At 70.4% G+C, this 25,238-nt stretch carries 21 protein-coding genes; 11 read left to right on the plus strand and 10 right to left on the minus strand.

Going from position 1 to position 25,238, the window contains the following annotated elements; translation table 11 throughout:
• Positions 1-26: 26 nt before the first annotated feature.
• Both D892_RS0123865 and D892_RS0123875 read left to right on the plus strand, forming a co-directional pair.
• Positions 27-941 (plus strand): AraC family transcriptional regulator, encoded by a 915-nt coding sequence (locus D892_RS0123865; RefSeq protein ID WP_024803644.1) that lies wholly within the window; start codon positions 27-29, stop codon positions 939-941.
• A 765-nt stretch (positions 942-1,706) separates the two neighbouring features.
• The gene (locus D892_RS0123875; RefSeq protein WP_024803645.1) at positions 1,707-2,039 is read left to right on the plus strand and encodes a hypothetical protein; all 333 of its coding nucleotides are present in this window, start codon (positions 1,707-1,709) and stop codon (positions 2,037-2,039) included.
• Between the two features lie 135 nt (positions 2,040-2,174).
• On the opposite strand, the gene D892_RS0123880 is transcribed toward D892_RS0123875, so the two are convergent.
• The 5 genes from D892_RS0123880 to panB all read right to left on the minus strand — a co-directional run bounded on the left by D892_RS0123880 (position 2,175) and on the right by panB (position 6,594).
• Entirely contained in the window at positions 2,175-3,047 is an 873-nt protein-coding gene (locus tag D892_RS0123880; protein WP_024803646.1) for a CHAD domain-containing protein, read from the minus strand.
• 1 nt (position 3,048) lies between these two features.
• Positions 3,049-4,008 (minus strand): prolyl aminopeptidase, encoded by a 960-nt coding sequence (gene pip / locus D892_RS0123885; RefSeq protein ID WP_024803647.1) that lies wholly within the window; start codon positions 4,006-4,008, stop codon positions 3,049-3,051.
• A complete protein-coding gene (locus D892_RS48730; RefSeq protein WP_024803648.1) occupies positions 4,008-4,469 on the minus strand; it encodes a hypothetical protein in 462 nt (153 codons plus the stop codon). Before D892_RS48730 ends, pip begins: the two co-directional genes overlap by 1 nt.
• 117 nt (positions 4,470-4,586) lie before the next feature.
• Positions 4,587-5,507 carry a phosphotransferase gene (locus D892_RS0123895; RefSeq protein WP_024803649.1) on the minus strand — a complete coding sequence of 307 codons (921 nt, stop codon included), beginning with the start codon at positions 5,505-5,507 and terminating at the stop codon, positions 4,587-4,589.
• Between the two features lie 211 nt (positions 5,508-5,718).
• Positions 5,719-6,594 (minus strand): 3-methyl-2-oxobutanoate hydroxymethyltransferase, encoded by an 876-nt coding sequence (panB, locus tag D892_RS0123900; RefSeq protein ID WP_024803650.1) that lies wholly within the window; start codon positions 6,592-6,594, stop codon positions 5,719-5,721.
• Between the two features lie 160 nt (positions 6,595-6,754).
• Between panB and D892_RS0123905 the strand changes: the two genes are divergently transcribed.
• From D892_RS0123905 to D892_RS0123940, 7 genes are all read left to right on the plus strand, one after another.
• On the plus strand, positions 6,755-8,311 hold the full coding sequence (locus D892_RS0123905) for an alpha/beta hydrolase (RefSeq protein WP_156959661.1): 1,557 nt from the start codon (positions 6,755-6,757) through the stop codon (positions 8,309-8,311).
• Positions 8,312-8,389: 78 nt separating this feature from the next.
• A complete protein-coding gene (locus tag D892_RS0123910) occupies positions 8,390-9,727 on the plus strand; it encodes a glutamine synthetase family protein (protein ID WP_024803652.1) in 1,338 nt (445 codons plus the stop codon).
• A 94-nt stretch (positions 9,728-9,821) separates the two neighbouring features.
• Positions 9,822-12,902: a bifunctional [glutamine synthetase] adenylyltransferase/[glutamine synthetase]-adenylyl-L-tyrosine phosphorylase gene (locus D892_RS0123915; RefSeq protein ID WP_024803653.1), complete on the plus strand. Its 3,081-nt coding sequence runs from the start codon at positions 9,822-9,824 to the stop codon at positions 12,900-12,902.
• A 541-nt stretch (positions 12,903-13,443) separates the two neighbouring features.
• On the plus strand, positions 13,444-14,811 hold the full coding sequence (locus D892_RS0123920; protein ID WP_156959990.1) for a bifunctional lysylphosphatidylglycerol flippase/synthetase MprF: 1,368 nt from the start codon (positions 13,444-13,446) through the stop codon (positions 14,809-14,811).
• Between the two features lie 49 nt (positions 14,812-14,860).
• The gene (locus D892_RS0123925; RefSeq protein ID WP_156959662.1) at positions 14,861-15,124 is read left to right on the plus strand and encodes a hypothetical protein; all 264 of its coding nucleotides are present in this window, start codon (positions 14,861-14,863) and stop codon (positions 15,122-15,124) included.
• Between the two features lie 699 nt (positions 15,125-15,823).
• Positions 15,824-16,594 carry an oxidoreductase gene (locus tag D892_RS0123935; protein WP_024803656.1) on the plus strand — a complete coding sequence of 257 codons (771 nt, stop codon included), beginning with the start codon at positions 15,824-15,826 and terminating at the stop codon, positions 16,592-16,594.
• A 67-nt stretch (positions 16,595-16,661) separates the two neighbouring features.
• The gene (locus tag D892_RS0123940) at positions 16,662-17,405 is read left to right on the plus strand and encodes an SDR family oxidoreductase (RefSeq protein WP_024803657.1); all 744 of its coding nucleotides are present in this window, start codon (positions 16,662-16,664) and stop codon (positions 17,403-17,405) included.
• Positions 17,406-17,474: 69 nt separating this feature from the next.
• Here D892_RS0123940 and D892_RS0123945 read toward each other — a convergent pair whose 3' ends face one another.
• Together D892_RS0123945 and D892_RS0123950 are read right to left on the minus strand one after the other, a co-directional pair.
• Complete coding sequence (locus tag D892_RS0123945) at positions 17,475-18,371, minus strand: LysR family transcriptional regulator (protein ID WP_024803658.1); 897 nt, start codon at positions 18,369-18,371, stop codon at positions 17,475-17,477.
• Positions 18,372-18,967: 596 nt separating this feature from the next.
• Positions 18,968-19,348, minus strand: coding sequence for a DoxX family protein (locus D892_RS0123950; protein ID WP_024803659.1), 381 nt, complete (start codon positions 19,346-19,348; stop codon positions 18,968-18,970).
• Positions 19,349-19,456: 108 nt separating this feature from the next.
• Here D892_RS0123950 and D892_RS0123955 point away from each other — a divergent pair, with 108 nt between their 5' ends.
• Together D892_RS0123955 and D892_RS0123960 are read left to right on the plus strand one after the other, a co-directional pair.
• Positions 19,457-20,908, plus strand: a complete 1,452-nt coding sequence (locus D892_RS0123955; protein WP_024803660.1) for a metallopeptidase — start codon at positions 19,457-19,459, stop codon at positions 20,906-20,908.
• A gap of 60 nt (positions 20,909-20,968) precedes the next feature.
• On the plus strand, positions 20,969-21,910 hold the full coding sequence (locus D892_RS0123960) for a DMT family transporter (RefSeq protein ID WP_232236151.1): 942 nt from the start codon (positions 20,969-20,971) through the stop codon (positions 21,908-21,910).
• 121 nt (positions 21,911-22,031) lie between these two features.
• Here the strand turns inward: D892_RS0123960 and D892_RS0123965 are convergent, their stop codons facing one another.
• The 3 genes from D892_RS0123965 to D892_RS0123975 form a co-directional block, all read right to left on the minus strand.
• Positions 22,032-23,141 carry a glycosyltransferase gene (locus D892_RS0123965; RefSeq protein WP_024803662.1) on the minus strand — a complete coding sequence of 370 codons (1,110 nt, stop codon included), beginning with the start codon at positions 23,139-23,141 and terminating at the stop codon, positions 22,032-22,034.
• A gap of 322 nt (positions 23,142-23,463) precedes the next feature.
• Positions 23,464-24,189 carry a DUF2334 domain-containing protein gene (locus tag D892_RS0123970; RefSeq protein WP_024803663.1) on the minus strand — a complete coding sequence of 242 codons (726 nt, stop codon included), beginning with the start codon at positions 24,187-24,189 and terminating at the stop codon, positions 23,464-23,466.
• A gap of 184 nt (positions 24,190-24,373) precedes the next feature.
• Positions 24,374-25,210, minus strand: a complete 837-nt coding sequence (locus tag D892_RS0123975; protein WP_024803664.1) for an alpha/beta hydrolase — start codon at positions 25,208-25,210, stop codon at positions 24,374-24,376.
• Between the last annotated feature and the right edge of the window lie 28 nt (positions 25,211-25,238).

Below are 25,238 nucleotides of genomic sequence, written 5' to 3' on the forward strand. Positions count from 1 at the left end.
TTCTGGTGCCGCCGTACGATAAGTGTGTGGACGTTCTCAGTGACGCGGTCGCCGCGATGCGCCTCGGCACGCCCCACTCCTCTCGCACGGAGCGCCGTGCGCCGTGGGGCATGCGGTTCACGCCGCAGGACGGAGCCGGATTCCACGTGCTGTTGCAGGGCTCGTGCCTGCTGATTCCGGTGCGCGGCGAGCCGATTCGCCTCGAGGTCGGCGATGTGGCCTTCCTGCCACGGGAACTCGGCCACGCGATCGCCGACGGTCCGGATACGCCTCTGGCACAGGTGGATTCGCGCGCCCTGCTGGACGGATCCGCGCTGCCGGAGGACGGTGCCGCCGCGCCGTCCGGGCCGGTGACGGTGCTGCTGTGCGGCGCTTATCGTCTGGACCAGACCCGCACCCACCCGCTGCTGGCCGAACTCCCCGACGTCGTGCATCTGCCCGCTCGCCTGGGCAGGCATCCGTCGCTGCGGAACGCGATCGAGTTGCTGGGCCGGGAACTGGACACCGATGCGCCGGGCAGCTCCGGTGCCGTTGCCGCGCTACTGGAGTTGTTGCTGCTGTATCTGCTGCGTGCCTGGCATCTGGACCGGGACGGCGCGACGGGCTGGAGCGCCGCGCTGCGCGATCCGGCCGTCCGGGCGGCCCTGCAGGCCGTACATCGTGATCCCGCCGCGCCGTGGACCGTGAAATCGCTTGGCGCGCAGGCAGGTCTGTCGCGTTCGGTGTTCGCCCACCGCTTCACCTCGACCGTCGGTGTCGCGCCGCAGGCGTACCTCACCTGGTGGCGGATGACGATCGCGGCCCGGCTGCTGCGCGAGACCGACGAGACGCTGCGGGTGATCGCCGCCCGGTCCGGTTATGGCTCCGAATATGCCTTCGCCAAGGCGTTCAAGCGCGAGTTCGGCACGGCGCCCGGACGTTTCCGCGCCGGGGCGGCCTGACATCGCGGCGGTCGCCCGGCCCCGGACACGGCAACGGCGGCGCCCGTTCGGGCACCGCCGTGTGGTCGGCCGGGGGCCGACGAAGCGTGGGGGCGTCCTCAGCCCGCCGGGTTGATCACGAGGATCTGCGCCCAGTAGGCGGCCTGCTCCGGTCCGAGCAGCGGCAACAGGTAGTCGTAGACGATGGACGACATACGGTGCGGAACTCCCTTGTTTCTCGATGGTGCGGGATTATTGCGGGCGCGGGTGGGAAATTCGGCCCCCGGCCGCGCTTCGGGTCACAGTAACAGCGTGTGCGGGACACCGCACGATCGCCGGAAAATCGTTCGGGCGAAACGCCCTTTCCTCCCATTCGGAAGCTAACGAATTGCCGGGATCATAGAAGTTCGCTCTCGCCGTCCGGAAAATTGCCCTTCGTCTGCGACGGAGTAACAAGGGGCGATCCCCGGCGGCGGGTTGCTGTCGCGGCCGGAGATCCGAAAAGAAAGACGACTGCCCGGTATCTGGGGTGGGTACGGGCGTGTGCAGGTACTCGAGGTCCCGTCCGGTCCGGAGCGACCGGCGCGACACACCGACTCGCGGAATCCGGCCATTTCGTGCGTAGCGCCCCTACCTGTCGGCGTGTCGGACGGAAAATATCCGCCCTCAACTGGCCGGGCAGGTGACCGGCGTCATAAAGTGTTGCCCGTTGGATAAAGTTCCGTTGCTGGGGGTGGCAATGGAGCTGTGGGTGTCAACGAACGTCGGAAAGCAGGTTCTGTCTCTATGCGAGTAGTTCGCAAGTTGGTCACCGGTGCGCTGATCGCCGGTGCTGCTTCGGTTTTGGGTGTGCTGGGCGCCGGGTCCGCGAATGCGGTCGCGGTGACCCCGCTGCCGGGTGGTATGCAGGTCGATCTCACCCCCTCGGATACGCAGTTTGTGCATCGGTCGCACATCGGGCAGGCGATCTCGGGCCTGCCGCATCCGTCGGCGGCGTCGTTCGGGCAGGCGCTCGACGCGGCGTCGGGGCTGTCCTCGCAGTACCCGGACGGCCGGGTGGTGTTCACGGTGTACGGGCCGGTCGACCAGTTGAGCGGCACCATGCTGGCGCTGCAGTAAGGGCCGGCGAGGTTCGTCTCGGAGGCCCGCGGCGCGGCGCACGCGTTCGCGGGTATCCGGGCCGATCGCACCGACACCCGCCGGTGACGATCGGCCCGCTCGAAGGGGGTCAGGGGGTTCCGAACTCAGGGGGATTCAATTGCGGTACTTGTTGCGGACGAACGCCGCGGCCGCGGGGTATTGGTCGAGGGCCTTACGGGCCGAATCGGTTTCCGCCTGGCGGAGCCGCTCGTAGCCCGTGGTGTCGGAGCCGCGGGCGGCGGAGGCTTCGGCGCGGGCCCGGATGGTCTCGGCGGCCTCGACCGCATCGCGATGATCGCCGAGCACCGTCTGCAGCTTCTTGGCGCGACTGGACAGCTCCTCGGCGGGCCCGCCGAGTACCGCGGACGCGGCATCGGCGCAATAGCGTAACCGCTTGGCCGACTTGCGAATATCGTGCAGATGCTCGACCCGCTCCGGAGCCTCCGGCTCGGGTTCGGTGCGAACCAGGCGGCGCACCCGGCGGAAGTCGTCGCCCAGCACCGCGGAGAACTGCTTCGCGGCATTCTTGCGGGCCACCTTGCGGCGTAGCGGGGGATCGCTGCGCAGCCGCGACAGCCGCTTGCGCAGGCGGGCGTAGCGCTCGCCGTCGAGTTCGGCCAGCACCGCCCGGTGCGCCTCGGCGTAGCGAGCCCGCTCCGACTTCGCGAGCCGGCGCCCGGCGGCGCGTGCCTTGTCGGACTGCTCCGCCGCCAGCGCCTCGAACCGCTCGGCCCGCACCTCGGCGTCGCGGGCGACGCCGAGCAGGCCGGCCAGCCAGCGCAGGTCGTCGCGCAGGTCGTCGACCCGCTTGCCGCGGAACATCGCGCGGTAGGAGCGCAGCACGCTGCGCAGCCGGCGGGTGGCCACCCGCATCTGGTGGACCGAATCCGGAACGTCCTCGCGCACATCGGGTTCGGCGGAGAACAGGCGGTCGATATCGCTGTCGAGAGCGGTGCGCAGCGCGCGGCCGGTTGTTGTGGTGCTCATATCAGGTACTCCGGAACTTGTCGGTGGCCTCCACCAGATGGTGGGTGATGCCGGGCTCGCCGGCGGCGTGACCGGCGTCGGCGACCAGGTGCAGCGTCGAATTCGGCCACACCCGATGCAGATCCCACGCGCTGACCGGCGGGCACACGATGTCGTGTCGACCCTGCACGATCACCGCGGGAAGATGGGCGATGCGATCGATATCGCGCAGCAGCCGGCCGTCGTCGAGAAAACCACCGTGCACGAAATAGTGGTTCTCGATGCGCGCGAAGGCCAGCGCGAACCGCGGCTCGGCGGATTCGGCGACTCGATCGGGTTGCGGCAGCAGCGAACTCGTCGCCCCTTCCCAGCGCGACCAGGCGACCGCGGCCGCGGTGGCGACGTCGGGGTCGGGGGAGTGCAGCAGCCGATGGTAGGCGTTCACGAGATCTCCCCGGCGCTCGGATTCCGGCACCGGCGCCAGGAACTTCTCCCACTCGTCAGGATAGACGTAACCGGCGGAGCCGTTGTAGTACCAGTCGATCTCCTTGCGCCGCAACAGGAAGATGCCGCGCAGCACCAGCTCGGTGACGCGCTCGGGATGGGTCTGCGCGTAGGCCAGCGCCAGTGTCGACCCCCACGAGCCGCCGAACACCTGCCAGCGCTCGATGCCCAGCTGCTCGCGCAGCTTCTCGATATCGGCGACCAGATGCCAGGTGGTGTTGGTCTCCAGGCTCGCGCCGTCGGCGACATGTGGCACCGAGCGCCCGCAGCCGCGCTGATCGAACAGGACGATGCGGTACGCCTTCGGGTCGAAGAACTGGCGATGGAACGGCGCGCTGCCGCCGCCGGGGCCGCCGTGCAGGAACACCACCGGCTTACCGTCGGGATTACCGCACTCCTCCCAGTAGATCCGCTGACCGTCGCCGGCGTCGAGCATGCCGTCGCGGTAGGGCTCCAGGGGCGGGTACAGCGTGCGCATCAGGCGATCCCCGCGGCCAGGTTCGGCAGTTGCAGCGCGTCCAGCGCCTGGGTGCGGATGTCCGAGCAGCGGGCCGTGGTGACCCGGTCGACCAGGGCCTTGTCGCCGATCACCCGCAGGTTGATGCCGCCGTTCTGGGCCGCCCACTCGTGCACCGTGATGTTCAGCGCCACCCGGCCCAGCGACGGGCCCTGGACTCGCCAATCCGACAGCTGCGGCTGGATCTTGTCGCACAGCTGCGCCGCGGCCTGGTCGGGGACCTCCACCGAGCCCTGCGCCGTGCTGGTGGTCGGCGTGGCCGATCCACCGCTGTGTGCGGCCGTGGACGTGGCCGACCCGCTCGATCCGGCGGGCGCGGGTGTCTGGTTGCTGCCGCCACCCCCACATCCGGCGATCAGCGCGAGTGCGGCCATTCCGGCGGTCCCCAGCGCTCCGCGAGTCATCCAACGGCTCTGCGACATCTGTTTCCTCTGCTCGTTTCGTGCTCCGTCGACCTTCGAGTTTGCCACCGATCCGGCTCGGGTGTTGCTCGCTGTCACGGCTGGGCCGCGCTCGGGTGGGCGCGGGCGGCCGTGGTGTCAGCCGAGATTCGCCCGCAGCCGGTCGACGAGTTCGGCGACGAACGGCGCGAAGTGTGCCGCGGGCGCGCCGGGCGAGTGGTCGATGGCGCGGAACGGATGCAGCGCGGTCAGCGGCGCCAGCCGCTCGGCCAGGGCGATCTCGGTGTCGGTGATCGTGCACGTAGCGCGCCAGGCGCCGAGGTAGTCCGCCCGCAGCGGGTCGGCCAGTGTGCGCGCCGACAGGAACGGATGCGTGATCACGGCATCGCCCCAGTCGAACAGGTACCCGCCGTCGGCGAGGACGTGGCCGGGGAACAGGTCGTTGTGCTCGACGGTGAGGCGGCCGTACCGGTCGAGCTGCGCGGCGGTCCGCTCGACCGCCGGGCCCAGCCCCGGTGCGCGATGCTCGAAATCGCGGTAGACCTCGATCAGCCGCCCGGGCGGCAGATACGGCGTCCCGGTGCCGCGCAGCTCGGCGACGTGATCCGAAAGGCGCTGCTGCAGAGCGGCATACGACCGCAGCACCGCGTCCCAGCCGGGCGGGCGGCCCGGCGCGACCTCGACGCCGTCCAGGGCGAACAGGCCGCGATCGGCCGGGCCCCGGCTCATGGTCGCGCCGCCGTCCGGATTCACCATCCACCCGTTGTCCCGATGCACCGCAACCGGTTTCAGGACGCTGCCCGGCGCCAGCCGATCCAGCACCCGCAGCAGCGGGCCCTCGTGCGCGAACGCCCGCGCGCTGCCCTTCACCCACATCGGCCCGGCATCGGTCGGCACGCGCGCCAGCAGCGTCCAATCCCGCCGCCGCGTCTCCTCGGCGGCGCCGATCACCGTGATCCCCTGCGCCGCCAGCTCCCTCGCCGCCCACGCCAGCAGCGGTTCGAGCGGCTGGTCGCGCATCGAGACGGGCGCATTCCCCCCGGCCTCCCCCTGAGTCATGACCGGCACACTAGCCGAAGCCGCGAGGCTGATCGACAAATTCCGGTCTCCGCCGTTCCGGCACATTTCGGCCGGACCCCCGCGCACTCGACGTACGAGGACGATGGGTCCCGGCCGAAAGCGCGCCGGGACGCCGGGTCCGGTCGCCGGCCGTGGGCGCGGCGAGATGCGGCACGTCCCGGCCTCGACGACCGGGACGAGCCGCCCGTGCTCAGAAGCTGTGCTCCGGACCCGGGAACACGCCCTGCCGCACCTCGTCGGCGTAGGTGGCCGCGGCGCCGCGCAGCTGGTCGCCGAGCTGGGCGAAATGCTTGACGAACTTGGCGGTCTTGCCGCTGGTGTAGGCGGCCATGTCCTGCCACACCAGCACCTGGGCATCGCAGTCCGCGCCGGCGCCGATGCCGACGGTCGGGATGGTCAGCTTGCGGGTGACCTGCCCGGCCAGCTCGGCCGGGACCATCTCCATGACGACCGCGAACGCGCCCGCCTCCTGCACCGCGATGGCGTCGGCGATGAGCTGCTCGGCGCCGTCGCCGCGGCCCTGGACACGGAACCCGCCGAGCGTGTTGACGCTCTGCGGGGTGAACCCGATATGCGCCATCACGGGAATACCCGCGGCGGTCAGCCGGGCGATGTGCTCGGAAACCCGTTCGCCGCCCTCGAGTTTCACCGCGTGCGCGCCACCCTCCTTCATGAACCGGGTGGCCGAGGCCAGCGCGAGTTCGGGGGAGGCCTCGTAGCTGCCGAACGGCAGATCCGCGACCACCAGCGCGTGCGGCGCGCCGCGCACGACGCCGCGCACGAGCGGAATCAGCTCGTCGGTCGTGATCGGCACGGTGGTGTCGTAGCCGTACACCACGTTCGCCGCCGAATCGCCGATCAGTAGCACCGGAATCCCGGCTTCGTCGAACAGTTTCGCCGTGGAGTAGTCGTAGGCGGTCAGCATCGCCCACTTCTCGCCCGCGGACTTCAGCTGCCGCAGGTGCTGCACTCGCGTCTTCTTCCGGGAAGTCGCCGGCGCGGCACCGTAGGCGGTGGTGGTGTCGGTGTTGTCCCTGGATACAGCTGTTCCCTGGGATGCGGACATCATCGTCCCTTTCGTCGTCTCCTCGAGGCCCGTGCGGGTCCCCGGGTTGTCGTGACTCGTCCAATCCGGACGCTTTCAGTGTGCCACCGGGCCGACATCCGCCTTAACCCGCGCCGACCATGCAATTCGTCACAGCGCCCGGTCTGCAAGGATCTCCGGCATGCCCTTGTCGCGAACCGGCCGTCTGGTAGCCGTGCTGGCCCTGACGTGCGTGGCCCCGATCGGTGTGGTCACAGCCTGCTCCAGCTCGACGAACGACCGGCCCGGCGCCTCGTCGGCACCGGCGCCACCGGCGGAGCTGGAGAAGTTCTACGACCAGAAACCCGAGTGGCGCGAGTGCAACGGTTTCGCCGACTCCGCCGACCGCTTTCCCGCCGAGGCGCAGTGCGCCCACGTCACGGTGCCGGTCGACTACGCCCGGCCCGACGGCGCCACCGCGCAGATCGCGATCTCGCGCATCAAGGCCGCTGGTGACCGTGTCGGTTCGCTGCTGTTCAATCCGGGCGGCCCCGGACAGACCGGCCTGTGGATGGCGCAGCAGGGACAGGACACCCCCCTCGCGCAGCGGTTCGACCGGATCGGGTTCGATCCGCGCGGGGTCGGCGCGTCCACCCCGTCGATCAGCTGCCTCGACGCCAAGGAATGGGACGACGAGCGCGCCGAGCCGCCGAAGGACAACAGTCCGGCCGGCATCGCGGCCGCCGAGGACGACAACAAGCGGTTCGTCTCGCGCTGCACCGAACGCACCGGCAACGACTTCCTCGCCCACGTCGGCACCCGCGAGGTGGTGCAGGACATGGACGTGATCCGTGCCGTGCTCGGCGATCCGAAGCTCAACTACGTGGGCTATTCCTACGGCACCCGGCTGGGTTCGGCCTACGCCGAGAAGTTCCCGGACAAGGTCCGCGCCATGGTGCTCGACGGCGCGCTGGATCCGGACGCCGACCCGGTCCAGGAGTCGGTGCAGCAGGCGGCCGGCTTCCAGCAGGCGTTCGACGCCTACGCCGCCGACTGCGCGAGCCGGCCGGACTGCCCGCTGGGCACCGATCCGGCCCAGGCGGTGGCGACGTTCCAGGCGCTGGTCGGGCCGCTGTGGGAACGGCCGGTCGGCACCGACGACGGCCGCGCCCTGACCTACAGCGATGCCATCACCGGCGTGCAGAACACGCTTTACGCCGAGGACAGCTGGAACGTGCTCAGCGCCGGGCTGACCCAGCTGGCCACCGGCAAGGGCGACATCCTGCTGCGGCTGGCCGATCTCTACGACGGCCGGCGCAAGGACGGCAGCTACGACAACTCCCAGGACGCGTTCATGGCGATCCACTGCGCCGACGATCCGGCCGTCAGGGACCGGGACGTCGCCGCGCGGCAGGATGCCGAGTACCGCAAGGTCGCCCCGTTCCTCGACGACGGGCACGCCAGCGGGCAGGCGCCGCTGGAGGTGTGCGCGTTCTGGCCGATGCCCGCCTCCGGCGCTCCGCACAACATCACCGCGCCCGGACTGCCGAAGACGGTCGTCATCTCCACCACCCAGGATCCGGCGACGCCATACGAGGCGGGGGTGAACCTGGCGAAGGAGCTGAATGCCGCGCTGATCACCAACCGGGGCACCCGGCACACGGCCTTCCTGTCCGGCGGCGTGCCGTGCGTCGACGACGCCGTGATCCGCTACCTCACCGACCTCACCCCGCCCGAAGAGGGGCTGACGTGCGGTTGACCGGCCTCACACTCCGTTAATTAGCCCCGCATTGGCCATGTAACACGGATTTAACGCCGGATGCTTACGCTCGCGAGCATGGATCGCCAGAAGGAATTCGTGCTGCGGACGCTCGAGGAGCGGGATATCCGCTTCGTACGACTCTGGTTCACCGACGTGCTGGGCTATCTGAAGTCGGTCGCGATCGCCCCCGCCGAGCTGGAGGGGGCCTTCGAGGAGGGTATCGGCTTCGACGGCTCGGCCATCGAGGGCTTCGCGCGGGTCTCGGAGGCCGATATGGTCGCCAAACCGGACCCGTCGACGTTCCAGGTGCTGCCGTGGTCGTCCAGCAAGGGCCACCAGCATTCGGCCCGGATGTTCTGTGATATCGCGATGCCGGACGGCTCGCCGTCGTGGGCCGATCCGCGGCACGTGCTGCGGCGCCAGCTGAACAAGGCCGGCGATCTCGGCTTCAGCTGCTATGTGCATCCGGAGATCGAGTTCTTCCTGGTGAAGCCGCAGCTGGAGGGCGGCAACCCGGTGCCGGTGGACAACGGCGGCTTCTTCGACCAGGCGGTGCACAACGAGGCCCCGAACTTCCGCCGGCACGCCATCGACGCGCTGGAGTCGATGGGTATCTCGGTGGAATTCAGCCACCACGAGGGCGCACCGGGCCAGCAGGAGATCGACCTGCGCTACGCCGACGCGCTGTCGATGGCCGACAACGTGATGACCTTCCGCTACCTCATCAAGGAGGTGGCCATCGATGAGGGCGTGCGCGCGTCGTTCATGCCGAAGCCCTTTGCCGTGCACCCGGGTTCGGCGATGCACACGCATTTGAGCCTGTTCGAGGGCGAGCAGAACGCGTTCGCCGACGCCGACGATCCGGTCAACCTGTCGGAGACCGCGCGGGCGTTCATCGCGGGAATCCTGGAGCACGCCAACGAGATCAGCGCCGTCACCAACCAGTGGGTGAACTCCTACAAGCGCCTGATCCACGGCGGTGAGGCGCCGACGGCCGCGTCCTGGGGCCGGTCGAATCGCTCTGCGCTGGTGCGGGTTCCGATGTACACCCCCGACAAGCAGTCCTCGCGCCGGGTCGAGGTCCGCAGCCCCGATTCGGCCTGCAACCCGTACCTGACGTTCGCGGTGCTGCTGGCCGCCGGCCTGCGCGGCGTGGAGAAGGGCTACACGCTGCCGCCGGAGGCCGAGGACGACGTCTGGTCGCTGACCACCGCCGAGCGGCGCGCGATGGGCTTCAAGGAACTGCCGGGCAGCCTGGACGAGGCGCTGAAGGCGATGGAGCGCTCGGAGCTGGTCGCCGAGACCCTCGGCGAGCACGTGTTCGACTTCTTCCTGCGCAACAAGCGCCGCGAGTGGGCCGGTTACCGCACGCAGATCACCCAGTACGAACTTCAGGAGTACCTGGATCTGTGAGGTCGGCATCCGGTTGCGGAACGAACTGAGAACACTTTCTCCGCTGCCGGGGCATGTGGGCGCGGTGGCCGGGCCGACCATGTAATTTGAGAGCATGGTACGGCCACCGACTGCCCGTCCCGTGGTTCCCGGTGCCGGACGGCTCGGGCTCCTCGAGCCGACGGCATCCGCTTCGCTGCGAGAGTTGGCCTGGGACAACGTCGACAGTGTTCCGTTGCTGTGGGCCTTGTCGCGCGCGCCCGACGCCGATCTGGCACTGCTGACACTGGTGCGCCTGCGGGAGAGCCTGGGCCCCGGCTGGGACGCCCTGGACGCGGCGCTGCGTGCCGAAACCCCCTTGCGCGGCAGGCTGTTCGCGTTGATCGGGTCGTCCAGCGCGTTCGCCGACCACCTGGTCGCCGACCCGGACTGCTGGCAGTTGCTGCGGGCGGAGTTGCCCGGGCGCGGGGAGCTGGTCGCCGATCTGCTCGACGCGGTGGGTGCGGTGCCGGAGACCGGTCCACACCCGGCGGGAGCGACGGGCCCGGAGGCGGCAGCGAGCGTAACCACGGAGGGCCCCGCGTACGCCGCATTCGGCACAGCTCCGATGCTGTTCCGGGCCGAGATCTCCGGTCCGGAGTCGATCGCGTTGCTGCGCAAGCGGTATCGCGATCAGCTGATGCTGCTGGCCGCGCACGATCTGGCCGCCACCGTGGAGGACGAACCGGTGCTGCCCTATCAGCGGGTCGGCCGTCATCTCACCGATCTGGCCGACGCGGCGCTGACCGCGGCACTGTCGGTCGCCGTGGCGCGGGTGTGCCCCGATCATCCGGTGCCGGTGCGGCTCGCCGTGATCGCGATGGGCAAATGCGGTGCGTGCGAACTGAATTACGTGTCCGACGTGGACGTGGTGTTCGTGGCCGAACCCGCCGACACGGTCGCCACCCGGCTGGCCGCGGAGCTGATGACGGTGGCCGCCAACGCCTTCTTCGAGGTGGACGCGGCGCTGCGCCCGGAGGGTAAGGCGGGCGCGCTGGTGCGCACGCTGGACTCACACGTGGCCTACTACAAGCGCTGGGCGAAGACCTGGGAGTTCCAGGCGCTGTTGAAGGGCCGCCCCGCCACCGGCGACCTCGCGCTGGGCGAGGAGTACCGGGCCGCGCTGATGCCGATGGTCTGGAACGCCTCGGAGCGCACCGATTTCGTGGCCGAGGTGCAGACCATGCGCCGCCGCGTCGAGGATCTGGTGCCCGCGGATCTGCGCGAGCGCGAGCTGAAGCTGGGCCAGGGCAGCCTGCGCGACGTCGAGTTCGCGGTGCAGCTGCTGCAACTGGTGCACGGTAAGGCCGACGAGTCGCTGCACGTGCAGGGCACGGTGGAGGCGCTGACGGCGCTGGCCGCGGGCGGCTACGTGGGCCGCGACGACGCCGCGAACCTCACCGCCTCCTACGAGTTCCTGCGGCTGCTCGAGCACCGGCTGCAACTGCAGCGGCTCAAGCGCACGCACACCCTGCCCGCCGCCGACGACGAGGAGGGCATGCGCTGGCTGGCCCGCGCGGCGCATATGCGGCCCGACGGCCGCCAGGACGCGGTGGGCGTGCTGCGCAGCGAGATCAAGCGCAACACGGTGCGGGTGCGCAGGCTGCACGCCAAGCTGTTCTACCGGCCGCTGCTGGAATCGGTGGCGCGGCTGGACGCCGATGCGCTGCGGCTGAGCCCGCAGGCCGCGGTGCGGCTGCTGGCCGCGCTCGGCTACGCCGCCCCGGAGAACGCCCTCGGCCATCTGGAGGCGCTCACCGCCGAGGTCGGCCGCAAGGGCCGCATCCAGGCGCTGCTGCTGCCGACGCTGCTGGAATGGCTGGGCGACACCCCGAATCCCGATCAGGGCCTGCTCGCCTACCGCCGAGTCTCGGAGGGGCTGGAGAACCAGATCTGGTTCCTGCGCGAGCTGCGCGACGAGGGCGCCATCGCCGAGCGGCTGATGATCGTGCTGGGTTCCTCGGCGTATCTGCCGGACCTGCTGATCAACGCGCCCGAGACGATCCGGATGTTCGCCGACGGCCCGAACGGTCCACTGTTGTTGTCGCCCAAGCTGTACGACGTGCGGGGCGGCATTCTCGCCGGCGCCGCCCGGTACGAGGAGCCGCGGCGCGCGATCCAGACGGCGCGGTCGCTGCGCCGCCACGAACTGGCCCGCGTCGCCTCCGCCGACGTGCTCGGCATGCTCGAGGTGCCGCAGGTGTGCCGGGCGCTGTCCTCGGTGTGGGTGGCCGTGCTGGAGGCCGCGCTGCAGGCGGTGATCCGGGCGGGCGAGGCCGAGCTGGGGACCGCCGCGCCGGCCGATATCGCCGTGATCGGGATGGGCCGGCTCGGCGGCAAGGAGCTGGGGTACGGCTCCGATGCGGATGTGCTGTTCGTCTGCGATCCGCGGCCGGGCGCCGACGAGACGGTCGCGGTGAAGTGGGCGATCGGCGTCGCCGAGCAGGTGCAGCGGCTGCTGGGCGCGCCGAGCACCGATCCGCCGCTGCAGGTGGACGCCGGCCTGCGCCCGGAGGGCCGCAACGGTGCCCTGGTCCGCACGCTGGCCGCGTATGAGGCGTACTACCACCAGTGGGCGCAGTCCTGGGAGATGCAGGCGCTGCTGCGCGCCCACCAGGTCGCCGGCGATCAGCGGCTGGGCGTGCGGTTCCTGCACATGATCGACAAGGTGCGCTATCCGGAGGGCGGGGTGTCGGCCGACGCGGTGCGCGAGATCCGCCGGATCAAGGCCCGGGTCGATTCCGAGCGGCTGCCGCGCGGTGCGAATCCCGCCACCCACACCAAGCTGGGGCGCGGCGGTCTCGCCGATGTCGAATGGACCGTGCAGCTGATGCAGCTGCGGCACGCCCACGAGGTGCCGGAGCTGCACAACACCTCCACGCTGGAGTCCCTGGACGCCATCGAGCGGGCCGAACTGCTCGATGCCGAGGACGTCGCCCTGCTGCGCGACGCCTGGCTGACCGCCACCCGCGCCCGCAACGCGCTGGTGCTGGTCCGGGGCAAGCCGGCCGATCAGCTGCCCGGTCCGGGCCGCCTACTATCGGCCGTGGCCAGGGTCGCGGGGTGGCCGAACGACGACGGCAGCGAATTCCTCGATCACTACATGCGCGTCACCCGCCGGGCCAAGACCGTGGTGGAGCGGGTCTTCGGGGCCTGAGCGGCCGGGTTCGCGCAGTGCCCTGGGCGTCGCACGGTGATCGGGGTGGCGGTCGGCGCTGCCCGAGGCTCGGCCTGGTCGATGCGGTAGTGCCGGGCCCTCGTCGACGTTGTGGTTGCCGGTTCGCCGATGGGGCGGTCCCGGCCGATTTTTGTGACGCCCAGCGGGCGATGCTGTCGGTGCCTGGTGCCCGGGTATTACGGCCCGATGGTCACGGTCGGATTACGGTGCGGCGCAACGCATAATACGTTGCGGGAACATCGACGGCGGGGTATCGGTTGACACCCGGTGGGCGGTGTTCCGCCCGATTCATCCTATGATTCGGGGGAGAGGTCGTTTCGGAGAGGGCGCAACGTCTGCCGGGGCGCACGGAGCCGCGCACCGGACGGATCGGGTGTTACCGACCGGAACGTTCGTTCTGCACCCTGTGCGGGACGTGACCATCGGGAGGACGGCATGACGAACAAGTTTGTGGACGTGCGGCACGCCCATCGGCCGGCACGGCGATCGCGGTGCGGACGGGGGCTGTGACGTGACGGAAATGAACTCGGCCGTCACCGGCTACCGGAGAACCTATCGCGACGTCTCGCTGACGCCGGCCCCCGTGGTGCGGGTGCCGCTGATCGTGGTGCTGGTGGTCGTGGGCGTGGTGCTCGTGTACGCGGCCGACCGCGCCTCGCGCCACGGCGTCGACCACGGCTGGTTCGTGGCGGTGTCGCTGTCGGGGCTGTTCGTGGCGCGCGGGCTGCATCTGCGCCGGCCGATCACGCTGCCGCACTTCACGGCGGCGGTCGTCGTGCTCGGCGTCTCGAACATCGTCTACCACAACAGCCATCCCGGCGTGGGATTCGTCTGCCTGGCCTCGACCGGCTGGATCCTGATGCTGCCGCAGTCCTCGCGCCCGCAGCCCGACCAGCAGTACCGGGTGGCGGCGCTGGTGGACCGCACGACGGGCGACCCGCTCGCACCGTTCGCGCTGCACTCGGCGAAGAGCTACTACTTCGGCGCGGATTCGACCGCGGCCCTCGGTTACCGGGCCCGGTTCGGTATCGCGGTGGTGGCCGGCGACCCGGTCGGCAATCGGTCCGCGTTCCCGGCGCTGATCGGCGAGTTCTCCGAGTTCGCGATGAACCACGGCTGGCGCGTCGCGGTGCTCGGCGCCAGCCCGGAGGTCGTGGAGCTGTGGCGCGACCGGGCCGTGGAGCATCCCGGCCTGCGCGCGATTCCGATCGGCCGCGACGTGGTCGTCGACGTCGACACCTTCGATATGGTGGGCCGCAAGTTCCGCAATCTGCGCCAGGCGGTCAGCCGCACCCGCAACTTCGGGGTGACCACCGAGATCGTCCGCGAGATCGAACTGGACACCTCGCTGCGCAGCACCCTGTTCGACATCGTCGACGAATGGGGCAAGGGCCGCCAGACCCGCGGCTTCTCGATGATCCTCGACCACCTGCTCGACGGCCGCCATCCCGGCATGCTGCTGGTGATCGCCCGCGACGCCGACGGCCGCGTGGCCGGCTTCCAGCGCTACGGCGAATCCGGCGGCGGCGCCGAGCTGAGCCTGGACGTGCCCTGGCGCAGCAAGAACGCCCCCAACGGCCTGGACGAGCGCATGATCGTGGACCTGGTCGAGTACGGCAAGGCCACGGGCCTGCACCGCATCTCGCTGGCATTCGCGGCGTTCCCCGAACTGTTCGCCGAAAAGGAGCGCAGCCGCTCCCGCCAGACCCTCTACGCCGCCGCCCGCATCCTCGACCCCCTGATCCGCCTGGAATCCCTCTACCGCTTCCTCCGCAAGTTCAACTCCTTCGCCAACCAGCGCTACGTCCTGATCCGCTGGCGCGAAATAGTCTTCACCGCCTTGGCCCTCCTCACCCTGGAATTCGTCCCCCACCGCAAACAGGACTGAGCGCCGCCGCCGTTGCACATGTGTTGCACGGCGCGCTTACACTGGACTTATGGGCACCAAGACCGGGAGGGGTCAGCGGGCTGTGCACGCCGCCGCCAAGAAGGGCACCAGAAGCACCACCGGCATCCGCTTGGCGCCCGCGGAACAAGAACTGCTGGACAAGCTGGCCAAGCCGGGGGAAACCAAATCCGACGTGATTCGCCGAGCCCTGCACGAACTGGACCGCAGGGAATGGGTATTGGCTGCTCAACAGGATGCCGAACGTATCGATGCCAGCGGTGAGGACCTGAACCGCGAACCTGATGCCTGGTGATCCGCGGCGCTGTCTATCGCATCGACCTGGGCACTGCCTGTCGCGGATATGAGCAGCGCGGCCGACGCTACGGCGTGGTCTTATATCCACGGCGACATGGTGGCGTATTTGGATCGCGAGGACATGAACCTCCTCGAGGACGCCGTAAGGCTCTACCTCGGTCTGTAATCTGCTCCTTCGTGTGGTCGTCGGCCGTCGGTACTGTTCGGCCGACGACCACACGAAGGAGCGGCACGAGGCTTTGAGCAGCCGGGTAGTGGAACGTCCGATGCGACAGTAAAGTCCGACCTTGCCGATCGACTCAGCGCTTTGTCCGAGTATCCGCCGCGCCGCTGTCGCACGGACGAGTCCTCACCCGACGTTCGACTCCGAACTGCAGGCCCTTGCGTGCGGTGACCGGGAAATGATGTGAGGCCGAGGGGTTTCCGGCTGCGTCATGGCGACGAGCTGGTGAATGGCCGGAGTGCCGGATGGATATGGTTTCTCCCCGCTGAAGCGTCAACCCGCCGGCCACGGTCGGAGGGGTATAGGAACCTCCTATGGCGCACACTGCAATTTCGTCTTTGCCTTTCGTTATTTTCGGGACTTACCGTGAAGCAGCTCGACGATATGCGCACTGCGACTCCTGGCGGATATTCACGTTCTGCGCATGCCGACTTCTTCCGTCGAGCGGACGGATACGCAATGGAAAGGGTGGCAATGACCACTGTCGAAAACGGATCGGCAACGCGGGAACTCGCGGGAAAGCGCGCTCTGGTAACGGGTGGTTCCCGGGGTATCGGGGCGGCCGTCGTGCGCCAACTTCTGGACGCGGGCGCCGAGGTGCTCGCGACCGCCAAGTCGGCGACGGGCACGGTGCCCGAGGGGGCCGCCTTCGTGCAGTCCGACGTGCGGACCCGGGCCGGAGCGGAGGCGCTCGCCGCGGCCGCGCGGCAGGAGCTGGGCGGGGTGGACATCCTGGTCCACAACGCGGGTGGGGCGCGGCCACACCCGGGCAGCTCGGCCATTCCCGACGAGGAGTGGCAGGACGCGCTGGACCTGAACCTGCTGGCGTCGGTGCGGCTGGACGCGCTGCTGACACCGGGGATGCGGGAACGGGGTTCGGGGGCGATCGTGCACGTCTCCTCGGCCGCGGTCCCGGCCGCGGTCGCGCCGTTCCTGCACTACACGGCGGCGAAGGCGGCGCTGGAGAACTACAGCCGGGGGTTGGCCTCCGAGCTGGCCCCGTTCGGAATCCGGGTCAACACCGTGTCTCCGGGCAGGACCGCCACTCCCGGCGGTGAGGCGACGCGGGAGCAGTGGGCGCAGATGGGTGCCGCGCCGGGCCAGAGCGACGTTCCGGCCGTGCCGCTGGGGCGCGATGGTTCGCCCGATGACATCGCCCACGCGGTGCTGTTCCTCGTCTCCGGCCGGGCGAGTTGGCTGACCGGGAGCAGCCTCGTCGTGGACGGCGGTGAATTCCACCGGTGACGACGACACCATTCCGGCCCCGGTGCATCAGGCGCATAACCGAGATGTGAGCGAAAGAAGTTCTGCCATGGGTAAATACAGCGACAAGAGCGTGGTAATCACGGGCGGTGGCAATGGCATCGGATTTGCGATGGCGCAACTGCTGGCCGACGGCGGAGCACGCGTGGTGATCACCGGCCGTTCTCGGGCCACGCTCGATGCCGCGCGGGAGCGGCTCGGCAAGAATGTGGTGGCCGTCCGCGGCGATGTGGCCGCACTATCGGACCTGGATGCCCTGGCCGACCGCGTGCAGAGCGAATTCGGCACGATCGAGGCCCTGTTCGTCAACGCCGGCATCGCACCCCTGACACCCTTCAAGTCGACCACCGAGGAGGTGTACGACGAGCTGTTCGCGATCAACGTCAAGGGCGCCTTCTTCACGGTGCAGAAACTTGCACCGCTGCTGAGCCCGGGCGCCGGCGTCGTTCTCACCACCTCGATCGCGAACGTTATCGGCATGCTGGAGACCAGTGTCTATGCGGCGGGCAAGGCGGCGCTGCGCTCGATGGCCCGCAGCCTCTCCCGCGAGCTGCTGCCGCGCGGAATTCGGGTCAACGCGGTCAGCCCCGGACCCATCGATACGGGAATTCTGGAGAATACGATGACCGAGGCGGCCGCCGAGCAGTTCAAGGCGGAGCGGGTCGCGGACAATCCCATGCGGCGTTTCGGCACGCCCGACGAGGTCGCCAGGGCGGCAGCATTTCTCGCCTTCGACGCCACGTACACCACCGGTGCCGAGTTCGCCGTGGACGGAGGCGCCACCCAACTCTGAGCCTGTTTCTGTCGATAACGCGCGCCGGCCGCTCGTGAGTCTCAGCGGCACCTGCTTCTTGCGCCGCCGTCAGGCCACCGGCGCGAATGAGGCCGAGTTGTCCCAGGTCTCCTGGCGCAGGAGGTCGAGCAGGGCCGTCTCCGCCGGGCCGGAGTCGTGCCGGAGCACGGCGATGACGGGCTGGGTCACGACGGGGGACACCGGGCGCACGAGGTGCTCGTAGCCGTGGGGCACCGCGGAGGCCGGGACGAGTGTCACCCCCAGTCCGTGGGCGGCCCAGCGCACGGCCGTCGCCGTCTGGGATACGCGGGCGGCCGTGATCGGGGTCAGTGCGTTGTGCCGCAACACCTCCAGCAGCACGGCGTCGAGCGCGCTGTCGCGGTCGAACCGCACCCACGGCTCGCCCGCCAGCTCGCGCAGGTCGACGCGGTCCGTCGCGAGCTGCCGGTGCCCGGCGCCCAGCACCACGACGAACTCCTCGTCGCCGAGGTGGTGGGCGTCGTCGGGGGACCGGTCGCATGCCGCCATCAGGGCGAGATCCAGTACGCCCTGGCGACACAGGCGGTCCAGCTCGGCGGAGCTGGGCTCCTCGAAGACGGTGACCTCGAGCCGAGGGAAGCGGCGGCGCAACGCGCTCAGCGCGCCCGGCAGCTGCCGCGTGCCGAAACCCATCTGCGCCGCGACCAGCAGCTCGCCCACCAGTTCCTCGGCGCCGGCGCGGGCCGTCGCCCGCGCCCGCCGCGCCGCGCTCACCGCGACCTCCGCCTCCCGCAGGAACGCGCGCCCGACCACGGTCGGCACCAGCCCGGTCGGCGTGCGGGCGAACAGCTGTACGCCGAGTTCCCGCTCCAGGCCGCGGATCTGCTGCGACATCGACGGTTGCGCCACGTGCAGCAGTTCCGCCGCCGCCGTCACCGAGCCCGCCTCGGCGACAGCCAGGGCGTACTCGTACTGGCGAAGGGTCATCTGTTTCCGTCCCTGTCCGGCGGACCGCGGTCCACCCGTTGTCGTCACGGCCGGTTCTACTCCCCGGAAGCAACGCGGCCGCTGGCCGGGGAGATTCCCGTCCCCTCAGGACCTGCCTGCCGACGATGCCCACAACAGCTCCGAGAACCATGCGGCCTCAGGATCATCGGCCGCACCCCGCCGAGGCATGATCGCCGAGCCTGTCCGCCGCGTGCCGGAACGGGAGGTACGGCGGCTGTGTGTGGTCGGAGGCCCCGTCGGTTGTGCCGGACAACCGTGCACGCACCTGCCCCGGAAGCCCCGCCCGCCGATCCGTACGGAGGGCGCATCCGCAGTTCGGGTGGATCGATGTCGTTCATCGCACCCGCTTTCGGTTCAGCCTTCGTAGCGAGGTCCTGTCGATAGTGCCGGGCTGCTGTCGGTCGTGCTGGAAGCGGAGGCTCTGTCTGCCGCGCGCCGGAACGGAAATCCTCTCCGCTACACCCGAGCAGAATTCCGGGACAGCCGGGCGCCGCGCGGTCCAGCGGCATATCGCCGCCGCAGCAGCCGTCCGGCGTTGCCGACCCATCGGGCAACACGCCGAATCTCGTTGCCGGTCAGGCGAAACGGCCGATTGCCACGAGCACGGCGATAACGAACAGGACGACATTGGACAGCGAGCGGGCGTACTCGCCGCGCCGCAGGTGCGTGGCGAAGCCGCCGACCATCACCAGCGCCAGCCCGACGGCCGCGATCGGGGTGGGCACCTCGGCAATGCCTGTCGCCCAAGGCAATACCACTCCGCCGCCGAGCACCTCGACCGCCCCGATGCCGATCACCGCCCGTTGGGACAGGTCGTCGACCCACGGCATCGGGTCGCGCAGCTTGTCCTTGGGGAGGGCGGCCTTGGTGAGGCCGCCGAGGATGAAGGACGCGGCGAGGACGATCTGCCCCGTCTCGCCTGAACCGGCGGCGAATTCGCGCGGACGTTGCGCCATCGGCCCCGGATGAGATTACGATGTGGGCGCTCGGAGACGGGGGGACCGCTGGCGCGGATCCGGATCGGTCCGGGTGAGACACAGCGGTATTCGGGGAGGCGAAACAAGTTGATACGACATTCACGGCTGCGGTTCGCGGCGCTGGCGGGACTGCTGGTGCTCGGCCTGGCAGCGGCCGGCTGCGGCGGCGAGCCGGGCAGTCCGACGGTGCAGAAGGCCGCGGCGACCGATCCCGGCAATCCGTGGGCGCTGGCGGGTGCGACGCAGGGTAGCGGCCCCAGCGGCCCGCGCGCGGGAGTTCCGGACGGACCGCTGCGCGCCGAGAACGGTGACGGCGGCGAGATGGACCGGCTGGCGCTGAATGCGCTGGCGGACCTGCAGGACTACTGGGGCGTCGAGTACTCGAAGTTCTTCAAGGGCACGTTCCAGCCGGTGGACCGGTTCATCTCGTGGGACGCCCGCGCTCCCCAGGATCAGGCGGTCAGTTTCTGCAAGTCGTCGACCTACCGCATGGTCAACGCCGCCTACTGCAAGCTGGACAAGACGATCGGCTGGGACCGGGGCAAGCTGCTGCCGCTGGTCACCGACAAGTACGGCCCGATGGCGGTGGTGATGGTGCTCGCTCACGAATACGGGCACTCGCTGCAGAGTCAGGCCCGGCTCAACGGGTTCTTCACCCCGGAACTCGTGCTGGAGCAGCAGGCGGACTGCTTCGCCGGGGTGTTCCTGCGCCATGCGGCAGAGGGCAATTCGGCGCATTTCACCCTCGACACCACCAAGGGCCTCAACGGCGTGCTGGGCGCGACGGTGGCCGTGCGCGACCACGATCCGGAGGGGAAGAACAACTCGCACGGTTCGGCGTTCGAGCGGGTGACCGCGGTGCAGCTCGGCTGGCAGGAAGGCACGGAGAGCTGTAAGACCATCGACCGCAAGGAGATCAAGCAGCGCCGCGGCGGGCTGCCCGACAGCTTCGAGGAGGGCGACAAGGAGAACCAGCTCCCGGTCGATCAGCCGTCGCTCGATACGGTCGCTCAGGCGCTGGGCCGGATCTACCCGGTGCCGCAGCCGCCTCGCTACGACTACTCCGGCGTCGCCGCGGCCTGTCCGAAGAATGCCGCGGCCGAACCGGTGTCGTACTGCCCGGCGAAGAACACGATCGGCACCGACGTGCCGCGGTTGTCGGGCCGGGCGAATGTGTCCGGTGCGGACGAGCCGCTGTCGGCCATGGTGGCGGGCAACTACGACGCCTTCCTGGTGTTCATCTCGCGGTATGCGCTGGCGGTGGAGAAGGACCGCAACATGCCGCTGTCCGGTCCGGAAACGGCGGGCCTGCGCACGGCGTGCCTGTCGGGGGTGATCACCACCAAGCTCAGCGATCCGAACAGCGATCCGCGGCTGACCTCCGGTGATCTCGACTCGGCCGTCTCCGGCCTGCTGTCGGACGGTCTCGCGGCCGCCGACGTGGACGGCAAGGTGGTACCGAGCGGCTACGAGCGGCTGGAGGCGTTCCGGACCGGTGTGCTCGACGGCGAGGGCGCCTGCCTGTCGTCCTACAAATAGTCGGTAGATCCATATTCCGGCGACATCCGGGATTAACCCGGACGGCCGAGGATGGGCATCGTGATCACCCTGGGCCCAGGGGCGGCCGGTGGCGCGCTCGCGCTGCTGGCCGCCCTGCTGTTCGCGGTGGCGGCGGCGTTACAGCAGAGCAGCGCCCGCAGTGCGGCGCTGGCGCGGGGCGAGTCCGGGACCCTGGCGGTGCTCGGGATCGCCCGCACCCTGCTCACCGGGCGGCGGTGGCTGGTGGGGCAGGGGCTCAGCGTCGCCGGGTTCGTCTGTCACGCCGCGGCCCTGCGGTACGGGGCGATCTCGACGGTGCAGGCGTTGCTGGTGGTGCAGTTGCTGTTCGCGCTGCCGCTGGCGGCCCGGCGGCGCCGGACCCGGCTGCTGCGCCGGGACTGGGCGGGCACGGTCGCGGTGTGTGCCGGGCTGGTACTGCTTGTCGCCCAGGGGACCCCGCACGGATCGGTGCGCCTGGAGCGGCTTCCGATCGCGGGGTGCGCGGTGCTCGGGGCGGTCGTCGTCCTGTTGGTCCTGGGGCGCATGACCGGTGGGGCGCAACTGCGTTCGGCACTGACCGCGATGGCCGCCGGATGTTGTTTCGCCACAACCGCTGTGCTGGTCACGGTGGCGACACCCGTCCTGCCGCAGCTGCACTGGGCCTGGCTCGGAGTACCACTGACCACTGTCGTCGGCGGCGTCCTCACCCAGGAGGCGTTCGCCCGCGGCTCGCTCCCCACCGCCCTGACCACGATGACCATCACCGACCCGGCCCTGAGCTACATAGCGGGTCTCACCCTGTTCGTCACCACCGCCGCGCAGCCGCATCCGGCCGGGGTGGTCGCGGCCGCCGCGGTCGTGGTCGGCGGGGTTGTGCTGCTGGCGAACTCGCCCACGCTGCACGACGAGCGGGATCTGCGGGAACCGGCCGTCGTGGACGCGTGCACGGGAGTCGTTGCCGCGCAGGACAGCCGACCGGGCGAGCCCTCGGCCGGACCGTAGCTCCAGCACGACGGCGGCGCCGGCGGGATTGCCGGTGGCGGGCAGTTGCGGGCGTTCCGGCCGGAAGGCCATCGCTACGGTGCTCGGGGACCGGGCGGCTGTGGCGACGATCACGGCATGTTCACGCCGAGCGCAGGGCGGGCTCGAAATCGGCGTACAGCCTGAGCATTTCGGTGACCGTCCGCGACCAGGGGAAGCGTTCGGCGGTGTGCCGGGCGGCGCCGCGGCGGGTTTCGGCGGGAAGCGCCAGCAGGGTGTGGACGGCGGCGGCGAGACCGGCCGGGCTGCCGTCGCAGGCGAGGCCCGAGCCCGGCGGGCCGAGCAGTTCGTGGGCGGCTCCGGCGCGCGGGACGACGACCGGGGTGCCGCACGCGAGGGCCTCGAGGACGGCGAGCCCGAAGGTCTCCGCGGGGGAGGGGCACAGCGCGATATCGGCGGCGGCGAGGGCGGCCGCGACGGCATGGCGGTCGGAGACGTGGCCGGCGAACCGCACGGGGAGATCGGCCGCCAGCTGTCCCAGGCCGTCGCGCAGCGGGCCGTCGCCGACCACGGTGAGTTCGGCGTCGACGGCGCCGTGCCGCAGCAGAGGGAGCGCCTCGATCGCGCGTTCCGGGTGTTTCTCCCGGGACAGGCGGCTGACCAGGATCAACCGGACGGGTCCGGATGCCGTGGCCGGAACATCCAGCGGGCGGAAGGTGTCCAGGTCGACGCCCAGCGGAATGCGCGACACGTGGTCGGCGCCGATGCGCGCGAATTCGGCCCGCGCGAAGTCCGAGGTGACGACGATCCGGTCGACCCGGGTCGCCAGCCGGCGATTGGCCAGGTCGGCGGCGGTGATGAGCGGGAATCCGGGCGGTACGCGGGTGCGCAGGATGGCGTCGATGCGTTCGTGGGAGAACAGCACCAGCGGCACGCCGGCGCGGCGTGCCCACGGGGCCAGCCAGCGCATACTCAGCTTGTCGCTGCATTCCAGGACGTCCGGCCGCAGGCGCTCGAGCAGCGGCCGGGTGCGCCGCGCGGTGAGCACGTGGTAGCCCGCGGTACCGAAACGCAGCCCCCGCACCGTGATTCGCCGACCGGCGGGGGTGAGTTCGTCGGCGTCGGCCAGGCCCGGCACCACCAGCACGCGCTCGTGACCGGCGGCCAGATATCCGCGCCCGATCTCGTCGACACAGGTGCGCAGTCCGCCGGAAGCGGGGGTGTAGAAGTTGGCCAGCTGCACGATACGCATCAGCAGGTCTCCTCGTCGGGCACGGTGCGGCGATCTCCGGCGGGTACACCCACGGATATACCCATTGTCCGTGGCGCGGCAACGGGTGGTGTGCCGCCGGCCGTCGGTGTCGGGTCGAACGCGTCCGGCGCCGGGGACGGGCGCCCGGGTGTCGCCGGATCGTCTCGGCGTAGGCGGTGCCGACGCCACCGGGAAGCGCCGCCCCGACCGTGCGGACAGCGTTGCCGCGCAGGCACTGTGGATTCCCGGGTGACCGGCGATCCGGTGGTGGGTGTCCCGCCGGGCTCGTCCGGAATCGTGGTCGGGCGCCGGGTGCGGGGTTTCACCCGATTACCTCGGCGTAGGTGGTGGCGCGGGCGCCCGCGGACAGGGCCGACTCGATCGCGCGCAGGGCGGTGTCGCGCAGGCGTGGGCGGTGCAGGTCGTCGGGATGCAGTGCGATGCGGACGAATCCGCCGCGCCGCGCGGTGCGGCGGGCCATGACGCGCATGAGTCCGGCCGCGGCGCTCTCGCCCCGGCCGGCCGGTCGCTGCGACAGCGCGAAGCCGCGAATTCGCCTGCCGGAGCGCAGGTCCCGCACGCCGAAGTGGTCGGTGGTATGGGTGAATCCCGCTCGGCACAGCTCCCGCTCGGCGGCCGGGGAGGCGAGCCAACCGGGCGGGGTGAAACCGGTGGTGGTCAGGCCCGACTCGTCCATGACCGCGATGGCCCGCCGCAGCCGGTCGGCGGTGGCGGCGGTGTCGAGGGCGGCGAATTCGGCGGCTCCCCGCGCCACGGCCGCGGCCACCACGCGGCGGGGTAGTGCGCCCTCGCGCGGCGCGCGGTGCTCCCAGCCGTGCAGCATGATCTCGTCACCGTGCGCGCGGCGTTCGCGCAGGAACGTTCCGTAGTCGGGGTCGTCGGCCAGGCCGGTGCCGCGCCACGGCCCGGGAATCACCAGGAGCGACACCGGGATCGCGAGCGCGTCGGCATCCGCGCACCAGCGTGCGGTCTCGGCGGCGGTCGCCGGAGCCACGTCATGGACACTCACCACCAGGCGTGCAGACACGCGCGCACGGTAACAGCGGCCGGTTGCGGTCAGCTGAACACCGTCGGTCGTAATGCGGACGGTTCGACACCGGTCGCCGCCGCAAGATCGTCGTCATCGTCGCTGGTCCCGTTCGCCTGCGGCTTGGAGCGAGCGCGGCGCCGGACGGCACCCGCACCTCGATCACACGTTCGGCGGTCGAGCGCTACGCGGCGAGGTGGTCGTCCAGCCAGCCGACCAGATCCGACAGCACGGTCTCTCGTTCGGGTTCGTTGAAAACCTCGTGGTAGAGGCCGGGGTAGCGCTCGACGGTCAGATCCTTCGCGCCCGCGCGCCGTTCGATGAGGTCGGCGCCCGCGGGCGCGGCAAGGGTGTCGGCGGTGCCGTGCAGCACGAGGGTCGGGACGGTGAGCCGGTCCAGGCGGGCCACGACGGTCTCGGTCGCCCGGAGGATCTCGGCGCCGGTGCGGGCGGGCAGCTTGCCGCGGAACACCAGCGGATCGGCGTCGTAGGCGCGCACCACCGCCGGATCGCGGCTGATCTGCGACGAGTCCAGTTGCAGCACACCGAGATTCGGTGTCCACCTACTCAACAGAGGAGCCAGCAGCCGCTGCACGGGAGTACCCGCCTCGATCGCCAGCGGCGGCGCCGACACCGCGATCCCGGCGACGTCCAACGGTGCGCGGGTGGCGAGGTACAGCGTGATCAGGCTGCCCATGCTGTGCGCGACGAGGAACCGGGGGATGTCCGGATACCGCCGCGACGCGATATCGAGCACGGCCGCGACATTGTCCGCGGCCGCATCCACCGATTCGATATTCGCCGTGCTGCCCGCGGACCTGCCGTGCCCGGTGTGATCGAGCGCGAACACGGCAAACCCGCTGTCCGCCAGCCGTTCCCCGGCATGCTCGTACCGCCCCGAATGCTCGGCGACCCCGTGCACGAGCGCCACCGCCCCGCGCACCTCGCCCTCGGGCAGCCACGCCCGCCAGAAGATCCGCCCACCCCGCCCGTCGAACTCGCCCGTCTCGCTCCGCGTCATCACCGCTCCGTCCGCCGCCTCGGTGCCG

Source organism: Nocardia sp. BMG51109 (assembly GCF_000526215.1).
Taxonomy (GTDB): Bacteria; Actinomycetota; Actinomycetes; order Mycobacteriales; family Mycobacteriaceae; genus Nocardia.

What these genes read in the sequence shown, in the direction of transcription:
- D892_RS0123875 (WP_024803645.1), top strand. Translation starts at nt 1,707, where the DNA reads ATGCGAGTAGTTCGCAAGTTGGTCACCGGTGCGCTGATCGCCGGTGCT.
- D892_RS0123880 (WP_024803646.1), bottom strand. Translation starts at nt 3,047, where the DNA reads ATGAGCACCACAACAACCGGCCGCGCGCTGCGCACCGCTCTCGACAGC.
- pip (WP_024803647.1), bottom strand. Translation starts at nt 4,008, where the DNA reads ATGCGCACGCTGTACCCGCCCCTGGAGCCCTACCGCGACGGCATGCTC.
- D892_RS48730 (WP_024803648.1), bottom strand. Translation starts at nt 4,469, where the DNA reads ATGTCGCAGAGCCGTTGGATGACTCGCGGAGCGCTGGGGACCGCCGGA.
- D892_RS0123895 (WP_024803649.1), bottom strand. Translation starts at nt 5,507, where the DNA reads ATGACTCAGGGGGAGGCCGGGGGGAATGCGCCCGTCTCGATGCGCGAC.
- panB (WP_024803650.1), bottom strand. Translation starts at nt 6,594, where the DNA reads ATGTCCGCATCCCAGGGAACAGCTGTATCCAGGGACAACACCGACACC.
- D892_RS0123905 (WP_156959661.1), top strand. Translation starts at nt 6,755, where the DNA reads ATGCCCTTGTCGCGAACCGGCCGTCTGGTAGCCGTGCTGGCCCTGACG.
- D892_RS0123910 (WP_024803652.1), top strand. Translation starts at nt 8,390, where the DNA reads ATGGATCGCCAGAAGGAATTCGTGCTGCGGACGCTCGAGGAGCGGGAT.
- D892_RS0123915 (WP_024803653.1), top strand. Translation starts at nt 9,822, where the DNA reads ATGGTACGGCCACCGACTGCCCGTCCCGTGGTTCCCGGTGCCGGACGG.
- D892_RS0123920 (WP_156959990.1), top strand. Translation starts at nt 13,444, where the DNA reads ATGAACTCGGCCGTCACCGGCTACCGGAGAACCTATCGCGACGTCTCG.
- D892_RS0123925 (WP_156959662.1), top strand. Translation starts at nt 14,861, where the DNA reads ATGGGCACCAAGACCGGGAGGGGTCAGCGGGCTGTGCACGCCGCCGCC.
- D892_RS0123935 (WP_024803656.1), top strand. Translation starts at nt 15,824, where the DNA reads ATGACCACTGTCGAAAACGGATCGGCAACGCGGGAACTCGCGGGAAAG.
- D892_RS0123940 (WP_024803657.1), top strand. Translation starts at nt 16,662, where the DNA reads ATGGGTAAATACAGCGACAAGAGCGTGGTAATCACGGGCGGTGGCAAT.
- D892_RS0123945 (WP_024803658.1), bottom strand. Translation starts at nt 18,371, where the DNA reads ATGACCCTTCGCCAGTACGAGTACGCCCTGGCTGTCGCCGAGGCGGGC.
- D892_RS0123950 (WP_024803659.1), bottom strand. Translation starts at nt 19,348, where the DNA reads ATGGCGCAACGTCCGCGCGAATTCGCCGCCGGTTCAGGCGAGACGGGG.
- D892_RS0123965 (WP_024803662.1), bottom strand. Translation starts at nt 23,141, where the DNA reads ATGCGTATCGTGCAGCTGGCCAACTTCTACACCCCCGCTTCCGGCGGA.
- D892_RS0123975 (WP_024803664.1), bottom strand. Translation starts at nt 25,210, where the DNA reads ATGACGCGGAGCGAGACGGGCGAGTTCGACGGGCGGGGTGGGCGGATC.